The 15,895-nt window shown below is 48.9% G+C and carries 14 protein-coding genes; 10 read left to right on the forward strand and 4 right to left on the reverse strand.

Annotated elements, in window-relative coordinates; translation table 11 throughout:
• Nucleotides 1–276: 276 nt before the first annotated feature.
• The 3 genes from mutL to ribBA form a co-directional block, all read right to left on the reverse strand.
• Nucleotides 277–2,271 carry a DNA mismatch repair endonuclease MutL gene (gene mutL, locus DBY90_RS06975; RefSeq protein WP_107986888.1) on the reverse strand — a complete coding sequence of 665 codons (1,995 nt, stop codon included), beginning with the start codon at nucleotides 2,269–2,271 and terminating at the stop codon, nucleotides 277–279.
• 128 nt (nucleotides 2,272–2,399) lie between these two features.
• Nucleotides 2,400–3,023 carry an EVE domain-containing protein gene (locus DBY90_RS06980; RefSeq protein WP_003766176.1) on the reverse strand — a complete coding sequence of 208 codons (624 nt, stop codon included), beginning with the start codon at nucleotides 3,021–3,023 and terminating at the stop codon, nucleotides 2,400–2,402.
• A gap of 421 nt (nucleotides 3,024–3,444) precedes the next feature.
• Nucleotides 3,445–4,782, reverse strand: a complete 1,338-nt coding sequence (gene ribBA, locus DBY90_RS06985) for a bifunctional 3,4-dihydroxy-2-butanone-4-phosphate synthase/GTP cyclohydrolase II (protein ID WP_070493064.1) — start codon at nucleotides 4,780–4,782, stop codon at nucleotides 3,445–3,447.
• Between the two features lie 325 nt (nucleotides 4,783–5,107).
• On the opposite strand from ribBA, the gene DBY90_RS06990 reads away from it, so the two are divergent.
• The 7 genes from DBY90_RS06990 to DBY90_RS07020 all read left to right on the forward strand — a co-directional run bounded on the left by DBY90_RS06990 (nucleotide 5,108) and on the right by DBY90_RS07020 (nucleotide 12,374).
• Nucleotides 5,108–5,710, forward strand: coding sequence for a DUF4230 domain-containing protein (locus DBY90_RS06990; protein WP_070493061.1), 603 nt, complete (start codon nucleotides 5,108–5,110; stop codon nucleotides 5,708–5,710).
• A gap of 182 nt (nucleotides 5,711–5,892) precedes the next feature.
• On the forward strand, nucleotides 5,893–6,732 hold the full coding sequence (gene htpX / locus DBY90_RS06995) for a protease HtpX (RefSeq protein ID WP_039855855.1): 840 nt from the start codon (nucleotides 5,893–5,895) through the stop codon (nucleotides 6,730–6,732).
• A gap of 129 nt (nucleotides 6,733–6,861) precedes the next feature.
• Nucleotides 6,862–7,617, forward strand: coding sequence for a 5'/3'-nucleotidase SurE (gene surE, locus DBY90_RS07000; protein ID WP_107986890.1), 756 nt, complete (start codon nucleotides 6,862–6,864; stop codon nucleotides 7,615–7,617).
• 172 nt (nucleotides 7,618–7,789) lie between these two features.
• Nucleotides 7,790–8,686 carry a peptidoglycan DD-metalloendopeptidase family protein gene (locus tag DBY90_RS07005; RefSeq protein WP_107986892.1) on the forward strand — a complete coding sequence of 299 codons (897 nt, stop codon included), beginning with the start codon at nucleotides 7,790–7,792 and terminating at the stop codon, nucleotides 8,684–8,686.
• A gap of 230 nt (nucleotides 8,687–8,916) precedes the next feature.
• The gene (locus DBY90_RS07010; protein WP_016688167.1) at nucleotides 8,917–9,255 is read left to right on the forward strand and encodes a cupin domain-containing protein; all 339 of its coding nucleotides are present in this window, start codon (nucleotides 8,917–8,919) and stop codon (nucleotides 9,253–9,255) included.
• A gap of 150 nt (nucleotides 9,256–9,405) precedes the next feature.
• Entirely contained in the window at nucleotides 9,406–10,518 is a 1,113-nt protein-coding gene (locus DBY90_RS07015) for an ABC transporter permease (protein WP_070655362.1), read from the forward strand.
• A 401-nt stretch (nucleotides 10,519–10,919) separates the two neighbouring features.
• A complete protein-coding gene (locus DBY90_RS07020) occupies nucleotides 10,920–12,374 on the forward strand; it encodes an efflux transporter outer membrane subunit (protein ID WP_070493048.1) in 1,455 nt (484 codons plus the stop codon).
• 52 nt (nucleotides 12,375–12,426) lie between these two features.
• Here DBY90_RS07020 and DBY90_RS07025 read toward each other — a convergent pair whose 3' ends face one another.
• Nucleotides 12,427–13,635 carry a uracil-xanthine permease family protein gene (locus DBY90_RS07025; RefSeq protein WP_003742744.1) on the reverse strand — a complete coding sequence of 403 codons (1,209 nt, stop codon included), beginning with the start codon at nucleotides 13,633–13,635 and terminating at the stop codon, nucleotides 12,427–12,429.
• 800 nt (nucleotides 13,636–14,435) lie between these two features.
• On the opposite strand from DBY90_RS07025, the gene DBY90_RS13495 reads away from it, so the two are divergent.
• The 3 genes from DBY90_RS13495 (at nucleotide 14,436) to DBY90_RS07035 (ending at nucleotide 15,804) form a co-directional block, all read left to right on the forward strand.
• Nucleotides 14,436–14,642 (forward strand): RTX iron-regulated FrpC family protein, encoded by a 207-nt coding sequence (locus DBY90_RS13495; RefSeq protein ID WP_267894288.1) that lies wholly within the window; start codon nucleotides 14,436–14,438, stop codon nucleotides 14,640–14,642.
• Nucleotides 14,555–15,112, forward strand: coding sequence for an RTX iron-regulated FrpC family protein (locus DBY90_RS07030; protein WP_267894287.1), 558 nt, complete (start codon nucleotides 14,555–14,557; stop codon nucleotides 15,110–15,112). Before DBY90_RS13495 ends, DBY90_RS07030 begins: the two co-directional genes overlap by 88 nt.
• A gap of 392 nt (nucleotides 15,113–15,504) precedes the next feature.
• Complete coding sequence (locus DBY90_RS07035; protein WP_070490809.1) at nucleotides 15,505–15,804, forward strand: hypothetical protein; 300 nt, start codon at nucleotides 15,505–15,507, stop codon at nucleotides 15,802–15,804.
• Nucleotides 15,805–15,895: the final 91 nt, after the last annotated feature.

Below are 15,895 nucleotides of genomic sequence, written 5' to 3' on the forward strand. Positions count from 1 at the left end.
TCCGGGGAGGATTAAGGGGATATTTGGGTAAAATCAGGAGGTATTGGGGGGGAAAAATAGCCGAAAACCTGTGTTTGGGTTCCGGCTGTCAGCGAAAAGGTGAAGAGAGGTATTTTGCAAAGGTCTCAGGTAGTGGAGTACGGCTTGGTATTTGAAGTGTAATGTATATTTGCTCATAAAAAAACTGCACCTTGTGAGTTGGAGGGGATGTCCAACTTTTGGGGTGCAGTTCAAACCTAAATCCGTTTTCAGACGACCTTTTGTTTTCCATCGGCTTTACTGTCCGCGTAAAAACAGTGCGTCCAGTTCTTTCAGCGTCAGTTTCACCCAGGTCGGGCGGCCGTGGTTGCATTGGTTGCTGCGCGGGGTGTTTTCCATGTCGCGCAGGAGGGCGTTCATTTCGGGCAGGGTGAGCTGGCGGCCGGCGCGGACGGAGCCGTGGCAGGACATGGTGGCGAGGATGTGGTTTTCGTGTTTTTCGATGGTTTGGCTGCTGCCGACTTGGGCGAGTTCGCTCAATACGTCTTTGGCGAGCGAGACGACGTCGGCTTTGCCGAGCATGGCGGGGACGGCACGGACGGCGAGGGTGTTGCCGCCCATGTCGGACAGTTCCAGCCCGAAACCTGCCAGTGTGTCGGCGTGGTCGGCGAGGGCGGCGCATTCTTCGTGGGAGGCGGCGAAGGTAACGGGGATGAGCAGGCGTTGGCTTTGCAGGTTGCCGTTTTCCTGCCGCTGGCATTTCATTTTTTCGTAGTTGACGCGCTCGGCGGCGGCGTGCATGTCGATGAGCAACAGGCTGTCTTCGGCTTGGGCGAGGATGTAGATGCCTAATAATTGGGCGATGGCGAAGCCGAGCGGCGGCAGTTCGGGTTTGGGGTCGTCTGAAAAGCTGCGTGTGGTATTTTCAGACGACGTGGCGGACGTGGTACCGAAGCGGGCTTGTTCGAATTGTGCCAACTCTATGTCTGCTTCATCGGCTGCGGTGTTTTTGAAGAGTTCGGCGTAGGTGTTGAGGGCGGCGCGGCTTTCGCGCAGGGATAGGCTGCGCTGCTGCGGCGCGCGTGCCGCCTGATAGGGCATGGGGGCGGTTTTGCCGGAACCGAAGGTGCTGCGAGGTTCGGAGGTGTGTGTGCTTGGTGCGGCGGCGAGAATGTTTTCAGACGACGCGGTCGGGTTTTGGAGAAACTGATTATGCTCGTTTTCAGACGACGTTGCTGCGGGACGGATGCCTGTGATTTCGTGCAACACTTCGCCTGCGTTGCCGACGCTTTCGGTCAAGTCGGCGCGGGTGTCGGCGAGGGCTTTGTTGAGGGTGTGGAACACGAGTTGGTGTACCTGCTGGCTGTCGCGGAAGCGGATTTCGGTTTTGGTGGGGTGGACGTTGACGTCCACGGCTTCGGGCGGCAGGTCGAGGAAGAGGACGAAGGCGGGAGTGAGGGCGTTGTGCAATACGTCGCGGTATGCCTGTTTGACGGCGTGGAGCATGACTTTGTCGCGCACGAAGCGGTGGTTGACGAAGCAGTATTGTTTGTCGGTTTTGCCTTTGGCGAAGGTGGGTTTGGCGATGGCGCCGTAGAGCCGCAGTGCGCCGTTGCCGCTGTCGATTTCTAAGGATGCCGCCTGAAAGTCTTCGCCGACGATGGAAGCTATGCGTTCGTGCAGGCTTTGGGCGGGGAGTTTGAACACTTGCTTGCCGTCGCGTTTGAGCGAGAAGGCGATGTGCGGATGCGCCAGCGCGAGGCGTTCGAGCATGGTGGCGCAGTGGGCGTATTCGGTGTTTTCGGATTTGAGAAACTTGCGCCGCGCGGGGGTGTTGAAGAAGAGTTCGGCAGCTTCGATGGTGGTGCCGACAGGATGGGCGGCGGCAGTGGGGCTGCTGAGTTTGCCGTCTTCAGCTTTGACTTGGGTCGCGTGCGCGCTGCCGTCTTGGCGGCTGGTCAGGGTCAGGCGGCTGACGGAGGCGATGCTTGCCAAGCCTTCGCCGCGAAAGCCCATGCTGGCGACGTGTTCCAAGTCGTTTAAGGTTTTGATTTTGCTGGTGGCGTGGCGGTGGAGTGCGAGTTCGATGTCGTCGGGGTGGATGCCGCCGCCGTTGTCGCTGACGCGGATGAGGCGGATGCCGCCGCCTGCCAGCTCGACTTCAATCGCCGTCGCGCCTGCGTCTATGCTGTTTTCGACGATTTCTTTCAGAGCGTTGGCGGGGCGTTCGACCACTTCGCCGGCGGCGATTTGGTTGACGAGGTGGTCAGGCAGGGCGGCGATTCGGGACATGGGTTTCTTCCGTTTTCAAACTGGCGGGTATTATAGCAAAAGGTCGTCTGAAAACCGGAAGCGGGATTTCAGACGACCTTTTGAAATTTAACTGCCGTTTTACAGGATACTTGTAGCCTTGCTTTGTCTTATTTGAGATTCTCCAACAATTTTTCCCCATCAGTAATCTGAGATAATGTTTGGGCAAAAGGAAAAGAACGTCCCAAAATGGATTTAACCTGTCTTGCTTTGATTGGATTTTGACTTAAATCGACAAAATGTTCCAGTTTTTGAAAAAATGTTTTATTATCAACACCATAATGATGGGTTTTCTCTACAATTCCTGTTGCTTGACCATATGCAACAATTCCTTGTCCGGAGGCGTATAGGAATACATAGTCTCCTTTTTTAATCCGACAGATTTTTTCTTTGTAGCCATCTTCAAATGCAGCAGCTACTTGGTTTGTCATCATGAAATTATGGTCTTCCAAGTCGTTGGCACTATTAGTATTTAATAAGAAATATCGTGTTGTAGTTGAATTATCAAATTCTTCGTCTTTTTGTTTGTCAATCATTCGTTTGTTCTCCCAGTCTTGAATAATGAATTCTTGAATTAAATCATTAATGATGTCTTGGCGGGTTGTTTCCCAAGCATCGGCAAGCTCTTGCAAAATCAAATCATCTTTAATGGATAAACGTAAACTCAACGTAATCTTATTTTGATTTCGTTGGTTATATATTTCTGTGCGGCGGTCGATATAGCTGTTGGACATAATTATATCCTTTTGTTTTTAGAGTTAAATAAAATATCAGGAGGAGAATATCCTTTTTGATGATGAGTATTATGCTATATTCGTATTTTGAATGCAATAAAAATTATTCTTAAATTATTTCATAATTATTATATTATTATTTTTATTTGAAATAAATTATAGTAATATAGTGGATTAAATTTAAATCAGGACAAGGCGACGAAGCCGCAGACAGTACAGATAGTACGGAACCGATTCACTTGGTGCTTCAGCACCTTAGAGAATCGTTCTCTTTGAGCTAAGGCGAGGTAACGCCGTCCTGGTTTAAAGTTAATCCACTATAATTTTCATGGGAGGTTGGCTGAATCAGGTAATTTATAGCAAAAGGTCGTCTGAAAACCGGAATCGGGACTTCAGACGACCTTTTGATAAGACGGGCGGTTTATTTGTTTTCTGCTTCTTCAAAGCCGACGACTTCCAAGCCGAAGCCGGTCAGGCCGGTGAAGGCGGAGGGCTGTCCTAATACGCGCAGTTTGCCGACGTTGAGGCCGGCGAGGATTTGTGCGCCGATGCCGTAGCTTTTGCTGTCCCATTTGTAGGCTTGGTTGGCGCCTTTGGGCAGGGTGCGGTCGAGCAGGGTGGCGCCGTCTTCGGTGCGGTGCAGGAGGATGACGACGCCGCTTTCGGCTTGCTGGATGCGTTCAAGGGCTTTGGGCAGCGACCAGGAGTGGCGCGGGTTGGCTTGGATGAAGTCCATGACGCTGAAGGGTTCGTGTACGCGGACGAGGGTTTCGGTGTCGGCGGTGGGTTTACCTTTGACGAGGGCAAGGTGGGTTTCGCCGGAGAGTTTGTCGACGTAAACGTGTTGCTGGAATTCGCCCCACGGGGTTTGTACGGGGGCGTTGCCCATGTCTTCGAGCAGACTTTCGGTGCGGCTGCGGTATTCGATGAGGTCGGTAATCGTGCCGATTTTGAGGTTGTGTTCTTCGGCGAACTTCATCAGTTCGGGCATACGCGCCATGGTGCCGTCGTCGTTGATGATTTCGCAGATGACGGCGGCGGGGATGAGCCCGTTCATTTGCGCCAAATCGACGCCGGCTTCGGTGTGTCCGGCGCGTACTAGGACGCCGCCTTTTTGCGCACGCAAGGGGAAAATATGACCGGGTTGGACGATGTCTTCGGGTTTGGCGGTTGGGGATACGGCGGTTTGGATGGTCAGGGCGCGGTCGGCGGCGGAAATACCGGTGGTGATGCCTTGCGCCGCTTCGATGGAAACGGTGAAGTTGGTGCCGTATTGCGCGCCGTTTTTCTGGGTCATCATGGGCAGGCCGAGCCGCTCGACCATGCTGCCTTCCATCGGCAGGCAAACCAGTCCGCGCGCGTGTTTGATCATGAAGTTGATGGCTTCGGGGGTGACGAACTGCGCCGCCATCAGCAAATCGCCTTCGTTTTCGCGGTCTTCCGCGTCGGTGATGATGACCATTTTGCCGGCTTTGATGTCGGCGAGGATTTCAGGGATGGAGGAAATGTGGGGCATGGTGCGTCTTTCTTGATGGTCGGGTTGGGCTGAGGCGTGTTCTTGATCCAGCCACATGGCGGGCATTTGCGCCGCCTGTTCGATTTTGCGGGCTTTTTTCTCGCCAAAGGATTTGTTTTTCAGAAGGGCGGACAATTCGCCTTGGTTGATGGCGATGGCTTCGGCAAAACGGGTTTGCTGGCCGCCGTATTTGTCCGCTATCCATTGCCGCAGGTTGCGGCGGCGCAGGTCGGTGGTGTTCATGATGTGTTGTGTGGCTGAAAGGATGTAGGCGATTGTAGTCTTGTCTTTACCAAAAGGCAAACTGTGTTTAGTGGCAACTTTTTATTACTTTTTGGTAATATTTCGACAGAAGGTCGTCTGAAAAACAAAAATTGCGTTTTCAGACGACCTTTGCTTGAAATCTGAACATTTGAAAGAATATGGGCGTTATAGTGGATTAAAATAAAAATGAGACAAGGCGGCAACGCCCGCCGTGTACGGGTAGTACATAAGGGCGTTGGCAACGCCGTATCATTGCAATTTTAATCCACTATAAGTTTAACGCAACCGAAAAGGGTCTAACCTGATGAAAATGGTTTACCGACTGATTTTAATATCTGTTTTTTGCGTGCTCGCAGCGGCGGGCGGCTGGTTTTATGCCCAACACCGCAACGACAACGCCCATGAAGTGATTTCGCGCGAAGGCGTTTTGATGCAGATTAAGCAGATGAACCGCTTGGAAAGCACGGCTTTTTACATCGACACTATCATCCGCACGGAGAAAAAAGGCGATTGGCGCAGATTGTGGCAGGACGCGCAAAGCGGTCTGTTTATCGTGCGCGGCAAAGTGTTGGCGGGCTTGGATTTGGATAAACTTCACGCCGACAACGTCAATATCGTGGACGGAAAAGTCCTCATCAGCCTGCCGCCCGTAGAAATCCTCAGCGTCGATTTGGAAAATATCGAGGTGTACGACATCCAAACCGGCTCGTTCAACCTTTTGCCGGTGGACAAGGCGGTGTTCAAAACTGTGCAGGAAGAAGCCAAAAAACAAGTCCTCGCCAGCGCATGTAAAGCCCAGATTTTGGATCATGCCAACCGCCAAGCGCAAACGCAGCTTGAAAACCTGTTTGCCCTGACGCAGACGCAGGTATCGGTTTATCCGGCGGCTGTGGGGCAGTGTAACTGAACGCAGGATGCCGTTTGACAGCATAATATTGCGTGTGGGTAACCAAAAGTGTATTTGGATTTGCATACCTTTTCCCAATAGGGTATTTCGGTAGGCGCGACTTTTTGAGAAAATACATTGCCTTTTGCAAGGTATTTGAGGAATTCATTTTTTACATAACAAACAAATTTAAAGGAACACTGGTGAAACGTGTCTTTCTGTTTCTCGTAACCAATATCGCCGTTTTAGTCGTCATCCGGATCATTTTGGCAGTCCTCGGTATCAACAGTACGGACCAAGTCGGCAGCCTGCTGGCGTATTCTGCCGTCGTCGGCTTTACCGGTTCGATTATTTCTCTGCTCATGTCCAAAACCATCGCTAAAAACTCGGTGGGCGCGGAAGTTATTGTTCAGCCGCGCAGCGAAGAAGAAGCATGGCTTTTGTCAACTGTTGAAGCGCAGGCCCGTCAATGGAGTCTTAAAACCCCCGAAGTGGCGATTTATCATTCTCCCGAACCGAATGCTTTTGCAACCGGCGCGACACGCAACAGCTCTTTAGTCGCCGTCAGTACCGGCCTTCTCGATCATATGACCCGAGACGAGGTCGAAGCAGTTTTGGCGCACGAGATGGCGCACGTCGGCAACGGTGATATGGTTACGTTGACGCTGATACAGGGTGTCGTCAATACGTTTGTGGTTTTCTTGGCACGCGTCGTTTCCGGTATGGTTGCCCGTAATAACGACGGCAGTACTTCCCAAGGCACATATTTTATGGTGAGCATGGTGTTGCAGATTGTGTTCGGCTTTTTGGCAAGTATTATCGTCATGTGGTTCAGCCGTCAGCGTGAATACCGTGCAGATGCGGGTGCCGCCAAGTTGGTCGGTGCGCATAAAATGATTGCCGCGCTGCAACGTTTGAAAGGCAGCACGAGCGATTTGCCCGAGCAGATGAATGCGATGGGGATTGCCAGTGATGCCAAAGATTCCCTGCTGAGTACGCACCCTTCTTTGGATAACCGCATTGCGCGTTTGAAAAATCTGTAATGAGAAAAAACAAAAGGTCGTCTGAAAACCAAATTTGGTTTCAGACGACCTTTTTTTCATGAGTGTTTCGGATAGACGGTCGCGGTATGGGAGCGATACAATAGCATCCCTTTTCAGAGAGCTATAACAATGAACATCTTGATTTCCAATGACGACGGGTACTCTTCGCAGGGCATAGCCATTTTGGCTAGGGTGGCGGCGGAGTTTGCCAATGTCCGCATCGTTGCTCCCGAACGCGACCGAAGCGGCGTCAGCAATTCTTTGACGCTCGACCGCCCTTTGCAAATGAAGCAGGCGGCAAACGGGTTTTATTATGTTGACGGTACGCCCACCGACTGTATTCATGTGGGTTGCCATGTTCTTTCGGATTTTAAACCCGATTTGGTTCTTTCAGGCATCAATAATGGTGCGAACATGGGGGACGATACGCTTTATTCGGGAACGGTTGCCGCAGCGACGGAAGCCTTCCTGATGGGCATTCCTGCCGTTGCGTTGTCTTTGAACGATACGCGGGGGCGTTATTGGCAGACGGCGGAACAGGCGACTTGGATGATATTGGAGCGGCTGTTGAAAAATCCGCCTACAACGCCTGTTCTTTGGAACATCAATATTCCCGCCGTACCACCGGATGCGGTGCAAGGTATCAAAACAACGCGGTTGGGGCGGCGGCATCATGAGCAAAGCGTTATCCCGATGAAGAACCCCCGCGGTGAGTCTATTTATTGGATAGGCCCCGTCGGCGATATTTCCGACCGGGAGCAAGGTACGGATTTCGGGGAATGTGAATCAGGCTTTATCACGGTTACACCGCTGCAAATCGATTTGACTTCCTACCGCCATATGGATGCAGTCAGCGGATTTTGGCAGTATGGCAAAGAGAGATAAGCACACAGATTTCTGTTTTTATCGAATGCTTTCAGACGACCTTTTTGTTCTGAAACAGGCGCGGCAAGCCGATTTAACAGTCCCTAACCGCCCCGATACTTGAGGGGCAGGCTTATTTTTATTATGATATGCACCAATCAAGACAATAACCCCGATATAAAGGTCATCGATTATGTTGAAAAAAACTGCATTTTATGCCGCTTTCGCCCTGACATTGGGCGCATGTACCAGCCAGCAACCGGCCCCCGTCGTCGTCGGTAATGCCGGTTCCGGTACTTCTTCCAATCCTTATGGTGCGACCCCTTACGGCACAAATGCGCCGGCAGCCAACGATGCCCCTTATACTCCTCCGTCCGCTCCCGCTGTCAACAGCAGCTATACGCCTCCTGTTTCCGGTGGTGCCTATGTTCCGTCCTATGCTCCGGTTGACATCAATGCAGCAACGCATACTGTCGTCCGTGGCGATACCGTTTACAATATTTCCAAACGCTACCATATTACCCAAGACAATCTGCGTGAATGGAATGGTTTGACTGACAACAACATCAGCGTCGGACAAAATCTGCGCGTCAAACCGGCCGGTTATACTGCCCCTGCTTCGACTGTGGCAGCCAAACCGTCATATTCTGCACCTGCACCCGTTGCCAAGCCTGCTCCCGCACCTCTCAATACGCCGACAGTTGCTACCGGTGCAACCCGTACAGTCAGCGGCATCACATGGCAACGTCCGACCAACGGTAACCTCCTTGCCAACTTTGGCGGCAGCAATAAAGGCGTGGACATCGGCGGTAATGCTGGTCAGCCCGTCGTAGCTGCTGCAGACGGTAAAGTGGTTTATGCAGGCTCGGGTTTGCGCGGTTATGGTAACCTTGTCATCATCCAACATAACTCCTCATTCTTGAGCGCATACGGACACAACCAACGCCTGCTCGTCAATGAAGGACAAAATGTCAAACGAGGACAAACCATTGCACAAATGGGTAATACCGATGCCAACCGTACCCAACTTCACTTCGAAGTCCGTCAAAACGGCAAACCGGTCAATCCTGCCACTTATATTGCATTCTGATGAACAAATTGAAGGCCGCCTGATTATTCGGGCGGCCTTTTAAATTAAATCCGTTAGGTCTCCCTGTTTCAGTAATGATTGTACCTGTGCTGGTAATTTATCAAGGGGGCTGTTTGAGTAGAACTTTATACCGATATGCTGCCCTAAATATTGGTTTTCAATAATACATACTATGAAAACAGCCGTATGTTCTCAGTTTTTGAAAATGTAAAAATGGAAAAGGAGCGATGATGAAACAATATACCTTAGATCCCAAAGCCCTGTTGGGCGGTGTGATCAGCAGTGATGCCGATCAGGAAATCGTCCAGCTTTCTTTGCAGAAAGACAATGAAATTCCGCCCTATGAAGCCGATGCGATTATTTTGTTGATCGTGTTGAACGGTAGTGCGCAAATCTCGACGTCGTCTGAAACTTTACATACTGAAGGCCTGCAAATTGTCCGGCTCGAACCCGGCGAGACACATAGCATCCGTGCGCTTGAAGATTATACGAATATCCTGGTAATCAAGCAGTTGACTTACGTTGCGGGCTTAAACAAAAAATTGCGTTTCGGAAAATGTTGCCTGTGAAAGTTTTTGCAGTATGGCGGTACTGTCGCGGTGAGTTTGGTGATTTCCATAAAGAACCAGATAGTAGGTGATGTACTGTATAAAGGTCGTCCGAAGAACAGATAAAGTTTTCAGACGACCTTAATCCATAACGTTTAAACAGGAATCCCCATGCGTACCCTGAAAAACATTCTGACTCTGATGCTCAAAGAGTTCCGCAGCGTGTTGACTGATCCGGTGCTGATGGTGCTGATTGTGTACATCTTTACCGCCACGATTTATCAGATGGCGCAGGTGGGCGCGGATTTGAAAAATGCCACTGTCGGCATCATCGACCAAGATCGTTCGGTCTTGTCCATGCGTATCCGCGATGCCGTGCAGCATCCGTTTTTCAAACCGGTAGAGGACGTGCGGCGCGAAGATTCGGACGAATTGATGGATAAGGGCGAATTCACCTTTATTTTGGAAGTACCGCCCAATTTTCAGCGCGACATGGCGGCGGGGCGCAATCCTGATTTGCAGCTTTTGGTTGACGCGACGTCGATGACGCAGGCGGGGGTGGGCGCGTCTTATCTTTCGCAAATTATCAACCGTGAAATTTACGAATTCACCGGCGTGACGCGGCCGGAGTTAATCAGCCCCGTCATCAATACTTATTACAATCCCAACGGCGAGAGCGCGTGGTTTATGCCGACTTCGCAAATCGGCTCGATGTCGTGTATGTTGCTGATTTTATTGACAGGGGCGGCGGTTATCCGCGAACGCGAACGCGGCACAATCGAGCATTTGCTGGTGATGCCGGTCAATGCGTTCGAACTGATGATGGGCAAAGTGCTGGCAAATGCCGCAGTGATTTGGGTGGCGGCGTTGTCGTCGCTGTGGTTTATCGTGCATTTGAGCATAGGCGTGCCGCTCATCGGCTCGGTACCGCTTTATGCGGTAGGGCTGGCGTTATTTTTGTTTTCGGTGGCGTCGCTGGGCATCATGATTGCCACGTTCGCATCGACAATGGGGCAGTTCGGTATGCTGATGCTGCCGGTGTATATCGTGATGAACCTGTTTGCCGGCGGCGCATCCCCGCGCAGCAACATGCCTTACGCGGCACAACTGATCAGCGAATATTGGCCGCTGACGCAGTTCGTCAAATTTTCGCAAGACATCCTGTTCCGCGGCGCGGGGATTGAAATCGTCTGGGGGCATATGCTGATTATGGGCTGTATCGGAGTAGGATTCTTATGGCTGGCATTGCTTCGGTTTCAAGGAATGTTGGAGAGGCAAGGTTGATGATGTCTTCCTGCCGAGGATCGCTAAAAAGCAAACCTGACGGTTCGTTACCCTCTCCCTAACTCTCTCCCACGGGGAGAGGGGATTGAGGATGCTGAAACCCAACTGTGTTTTAGATTTTCTGCCAATTTGTCCCCTCTCCCCGCGGGAGAGGGAGTTGAGGATATCGAAACCCAACCATGTTTTAGATCTTCAGCCAATTTTGTCCCCTCTCCCCGTGGGAGAGGGTTAGGGAGAGGGCGGTAAGCCACAGGCTTACATTTAGGTTTTTAAGTTTCGCAAAAAATCTTCTGAAAGGTCGTCTGAAAGGTTGTCCCGTCAAGAGGCTGCACACTCTGAAAACGAGCGAAGCAAATTTCGCCAAAACGGAACGCTAAAACCTTCTCAAAAAGGAAAATACGATGAAATTCAATCAAATCCATTTATTGTGTATTGCCGCAGTCTTGGCGCTTGCAGGCTGTAAAAACACAGAAGTTCCGTTAAACAGTCAGGTTGAATTGCCTGAAACATTCACGCAGGATGCGGCGGCGAAGGGCGATGCGGACATCGGTGCATGGTGGCAGCAGTGGAACGATCCGGTGTTAAGCGGATTAATCGCGCAGGGTTTGACGCAGGGGCATGATGTAAAAATCGCCGTCAGCCGTCTGAACGAAGCCCGTGCCGTGGCAGGAATGGCGCGTGCCGATTTAGGTCCGACCGTCGGGCTGAGCGGCAAGGCGATGGCGAATCACAGCCAAATGGATAACCCTCTCGACAGCAATGCCCGCGCGTTGCTTTCGCGTTATCCGCAGACTTCGTCCTTAAACGACGATACCATCGATTCTCAAAGTACCACCCTGTACGGCGGACTGACCGCTTCGTGGGAGCCGGATATTTTCGGCAAGAAACGCAGCGATGCCGATGCCGCCCGTTATGCCGCACTCGGACAACAAGAGCTGGCGTATGGCGCACAAATGCTAGTGGCGGGCGATATTGCCGACAATTATTTCAAAGCGCGTGCGGCACAAGGTCGTCTGAAAACCGCCGACCAAACCGTTGCCACCCTGCGGCGTATGGTTCGCTATATCGAAGGGCGGTTTAAGGCGGGACATGTCAGTGGTTATGAAGTGAACGAGGCGAAAGTGCAACTGACCGCAGCGGAAGCCAAACGCGCCACTATAGCAGCGGAATACGCCGCTTATGTGCGCAGTATCGCCGTTTTGACCGGCAACGTGCCGCAGACGTTTACGCTGCCCGAATCGTCTGTTGATGCGTTGGCGCACCAACCCTCCGCACCAAGCGGGCAAAATCCGCAAGGCTTGCTGGAACGCCGCCCCGACCTGCGCGCGCAGGCGGCGCAAGTCAATGCCTATGCTGCCAAATTCGCCAGTGCTAAAGCCGATTTGCTGCCGCGTTTCACCATCAGTTTTATGGGGCAGGGTGGACGCATCGGTGTGGACGGCGACCGTTCGCTGACCGGCTGGGCAAGTTTGCTGTCGTTGGGCATACAGACGCCGCTGTTCACCAACGGCCGTATCAAAGCCAATATCAAAGCCGCCGATGCGCGCCTTCTGACGGCATTGCTGGAATACGACAAACGGCTCCTGACCGCGCTGGGCGAAGTCGATAGCGCATATCAAGGCGTGGAATCGTTAAGCCGTCAAACCGAGTTGCTGCAGACCGCCCACCATCAGGCGGCACGCCACGCAACCGATACGGAAAAAATGTTCCGCAACGGCTACAAAACGCTGGATGTCGCCCTCAAAGCCCATATCTCTGAAGAACAAATGCAGGAAAACCTAATCGCAGCGCGACTAGCAAGGGCGCAGATGCTGGTGTCGCTGTATAAGGCATTGGGCGGCGGCTGGTCGAAATAAAGAAGCAAAAAGGTCGTCTGAAAAATTTCAGACGACCTTTTTAAGCTGATGACTATTGTTCTCTATCCGGCAACAGTATATTCAAAATAATGGCCAATATTGCGCATAAGCCCACTCCGGCAAAGCTCAACGTACCGATTTTGATGACCATACCGCCGATACCTGTCGTCAACACAGAGCTGACGATAACCAGATTTTTAGGCAGCATCAAATCAACCTTCGAATCAATCAGCGTTTTCACACCCAAAGATGCAATCGTACCGAACAAAAGCAGCATAATGCCGCCCATGACCGGCATCGGGATGGAAGCTAAAAACGCATTGAATTTACCGAAAAACGCCATTGCAATGGCAAAAATCGCCGCCCAAGTCATGATGACAGGATTACTGTTTTTCGTAATCATCACCGCGCCTGTAACCTCGCCGTAAGTCGTTACCGGCGGTCCGCCGATCAAACCGGCTACGCATACGCCCAAGCCGTCGCCCGCCAGCGTCTTATCCAAACCCGGATCTTTCGTATAGTTTTGACCGGTAACATTTCCAATAGCCATAATACCGCCGATATGCTCGATGGCAGGTGCAATCGCCACCGGCAGCATAAACAGCGCAGCCTGCCAGTTGACTTGCGGCGTTTCAAAATGAGGTACTGCAAACCAAGGCGCATTGACGATGGCGGCAGTATCTACCAAGCCCATTATCAAAGCCAATGTGTAGCCCGAGGCCACACCGATCAAAATCGGCACCAGTTTCATCATGCGGCTGCCAAAAACCGACACCACGACCGTTACCGCAAAGGTAAAACCCGACAAAATCAACGAGTCTGCATAATCAATCACTTGTTTGCCGTCAGCCTGCCCCATAGCCATACTGCTTGCCGCAGCGGCTACCGACAAACCGATCACCATAATTACCGGCCCGATGACTACCGGCGGCAGCAAGCGGTGAACCGCCGCCAGCCCGCGCCATCTGATTAAACCCGCGAATACAAAATACATAAAACCGGCCGCAAACAGACCGAACATCGTTGAAGGCAGCCCCCATTCACCAATCGAGTAAATAATCGGTGCGATAAAAGCAAATGAAGAACCCAAAAAAATCGGCACCTTACGCCGAGTAACCAATTGGAACAGCAACGTCCCAATCCCCGCGCCCAACAATGCCAGTGCAGGGTTTAATCCCGTCAGAAGCGGCACAAGCACCATCGCACCGAACGCCACAAACAAAATCTGCGCGCCCGAAACCGCCAATTTAAGCTGATTCATCCGAAACCTCGTATATTCGATTCAAACGGCGGGAATTATACTGTCTCGGCAGCCGGATGAACATTAATTTAACGCGGATTCGAGGTAAAAACAGATTGTAAATGGAAATATCCCATTTGCAGTACCATTCTTCATTCATATATATATATAACAACCTGCTTATAGCTGATACACGAAAAATTGATGCACAGCGAGAATGGCTTTAAATCATCAATCCCTGTATGCAATGAAATGACAGGCTGAGGTTTGTCCTGATTATGTATCTATTTCTGTATGTTTAAAATGGAAGCGGAAATCTGTACATCGTCTTAAATGCATCTGTGGTTATCAAGTTTACAAAATTTATCAAAAGTAGGTTATAGATGGAAGTAATAAAATATCGTATAAGAATAAAATTATAATTTAAATAATAGTTTTATGTGTAATCAATAATTATGTTTAATCAAATTAAACAATGTGTTAAAAAATTATTAAATATAAAAAGGTCGTCTGAAAAATATTCAGGCGATCTTTTGTTATATTTACAGTTGTAATGATACGTTTGTTTGAATTAAATACCGTTTATCTGAAATAAATTGCCAGTATATGAGAATATGGTATTTTTGCAGGAGTCAGAAATTTATAATGGATTGTATTTCAGCCGGTCTGGTTAATTTAATCAGAAATCTGTTACAGGAAGAGTAAAAGTGGAATGTGGAAAAGATAGGGTGTTAAAGAAGCTATCAGCTCTAATAGCAGTTTTGGGTTCATTCGCTTTGGCAGCTTGTTATCCATCTTCAGAAAATAAGGAGGAAGTAAAAATGGACAATCAGATACCCATAACAGGCTTTGAAAGAAATATTAAAATTGATTTGAATGGGACGTTGATGAGCATGCCTTACGGTTATTTGGCAGGTTCGTCCCGAGATTCGGTAACAAGATGGATGTCGGACGAGAAAAAATCTATAAGGGCGGTAGGTTTGATATTTACGTCCATGCCAAACGCAAAGGATATTCTTGGATTTTAGAGCCTTTTAATCGGGAGAATAAAGATAAATTTGTTAAGGCATTGAAGGATGGTCTGCCGATGATAGACACTATTTCGATTCAGAAAAATTCTGAATGCCTTTTAGATCCTAAGTATCTTAAAAAAATGATGTTGAGGTACGGTTCAAAAGAAATAACTTCTTCTTCTAAAGACTATAAAGCATATGAAAGATTTAATGAAGAACCATTCTATCATGAATTTAATTATATTAGGGATGATGAAAATCCAGTAAGAATACAAGTAAGGGATGATGGTAGAAAAAATGGAAAAAGACTTAATGAACCGCATTTTTCAATCGCAGTTGACTCATGCATAAATGGTTTATCAGTAGATTATTATCCTAGTATCAGTGCACATGAATATGGAAATTTTTCTAAGCAACCTTCTCAACAAGAGTTGATTAAATATCATCTAAAAATAGAGAAATTAATTAAAAGCTTTATCAAGTAATTTTATTTTAGGATTCTAACTTATATTTATTTTAAGATGTGTTGAAGTCTGTTGAAAGCCGCCAACAGACTAAGTGTGTCTGTGGTTACCTAAAAGGCGGCTCGGATGCACGATTATCGGTTATCCGGCGAGGATTAAGGGGGTATTTAGTTAAAACCGGGAGCAATTAGGGGTGGAAACAGACGAAAACCTGTGTTTGGGTTTCGGCTGTCGGGGGAAGGGCTTTTTTGCAAAGGTCTCATTATGATTATATCTTGCAGGATTTTATGAATAATAATGAATCTGTTGTGAGATTTTTTGAAGTACATTCAGAAGTCGTAAACTCTGTATCCAATTAATTTATTAATTTGAATTCATTCGAGAGAATTTATTATATAGATTGGATTTTATTTATGGAATATTTTTTATATTATTCTAATTTTTTATTTAAAATAATGCTTGCTATTTTTTTTGCTTGTGTATTGCTTTATATTTACTTAACTACACAAATCAGAAAGGAGTTGTCAAATATTTTGGGATATTCTCCAGCTATTAAATCAAAAGTATTATGGGAAAGTGTAAAAGAAGAATCGAAATCAAATAAAAATATGAAGGCTACTATTTCATATTTTATTGGTATATTTATGCGATTTGTTTTTGTTTCAATGTGGATTCTTGCATTGTTGCAAATGGTTAAAAACGATATTAAATAATTTAATTAAGGTATTTTTTATGGGCAATATTGTAAATCCTGCAGGCTATCAAAAATCCAAAGAAGCTTTAAAAATGTCCTCTGATACTGAT

This window comes from Neisseria mucosa, from assembly GCF_003044445.1.
Taxonomy (GTDB): domain Bacteria; phylum Pseudomonadota; class Gammaproteobacteria; order Burkholderiales; family Neisseriaceae; genus Neisseria; species Neisseria mucosa_A.

What these genes read in the sequence shown, in the direction of transcription:
- mutL (WP_107986888.1), bottom strand. Translation starts at nt 2,271, where the DNA reads ATGTCCCGAATCGCCGCCCTGCCTGACCACCTCGTCAACCAAATCGCC.
- DBY90_RS06980 (WP_003766176.1), bottom strand. Translation starts at nt 3,023, where the DNA reads ATGTCCAACAGCTATATCGACCGCCGCACAGAAATATATAACCAACGA.
- ribBA (WP_070493064.1), bottom strand. Translation starts at nt 4,782, where the DNA reads ATGAACACCACCGACCTGCGCCGCCGCAACCTGCGGCAATGGATAGCG.
- DBY90_RS06990 (WP_070493061.1), top strand. Translation starts at nt 5,108, where the DNA reads ATGAAAATGGTTTACCGACTGATTTTAATATCTGTTTTTTGCGTGCTC.
- surE (WP_107986890.1), top strand. Translation starts at nt 6,862, where the DNA reads ATGAACATCTTGATTTCCAATGACGACGGGTACTCTTCGCAGGGCATA.
- DBY90_RS07005 (WP_107986892.1), top strand. Translation starts at nt 7,790, where the DNA reads ATGTTGAAAAAAACTGCATTTTATGCCGCTTTCGCCCTGACATTGGGC.
- DBY90_RS07010 (WP_016688167.1), top strand. Translation starts at nt 8,917, where the DNA reads ATGAAACAATATACCTTAGATCCCAAAGCCCTGTTGGGCGGTGTGATC.
- DBY90_RS07015 (WP_070655362.1), top strand. Translation starts at nt 9,406, where the DNA reads ATGCGTACCCTGAAAAACATTCTGACTCTGATGCTCAAAGAGTTCCGC.
- DBY90_RS07020 (WP_070493048.1), top strand. Translation starts at nt 10,920, where the DNA reads ATGAAATTCAATCAAATCCATTTATTGTGTATTGCCGCAGTCTTGGCG.
- DBY90_RS07025 (WP_003742744.1), bottom strand. Translation starts at nt 13,635, where the DNA reads ATGAATCAGCTTAAATTGGCGGTTTCGGGCGCGCAGATTTTGTTTGTG.
- DBY90_RS13495 (WP_267894288.1), top strand. Translation starts at nt 14,436, where the DNA reads ATGGACAATCAGATACCCATAACAGGCTTTGAAAGAAATATTAAAATT.
- DBY90_RS07030 (WP_267894287.1), top strand. Translation starts at nt 14,555, where the DNA reads ATGGATGTCGGACGAGAAAAAATCTATAAGGGCGGTAGGTTTGATATT.
- DBY90_RS07035 (WP_070490809.1), top strand. Translation starts at nt 15,505, where the DNA reads ATGGAATATTTTTTATATTATTCTAATTTTTTATTTAAAATAATGCTT.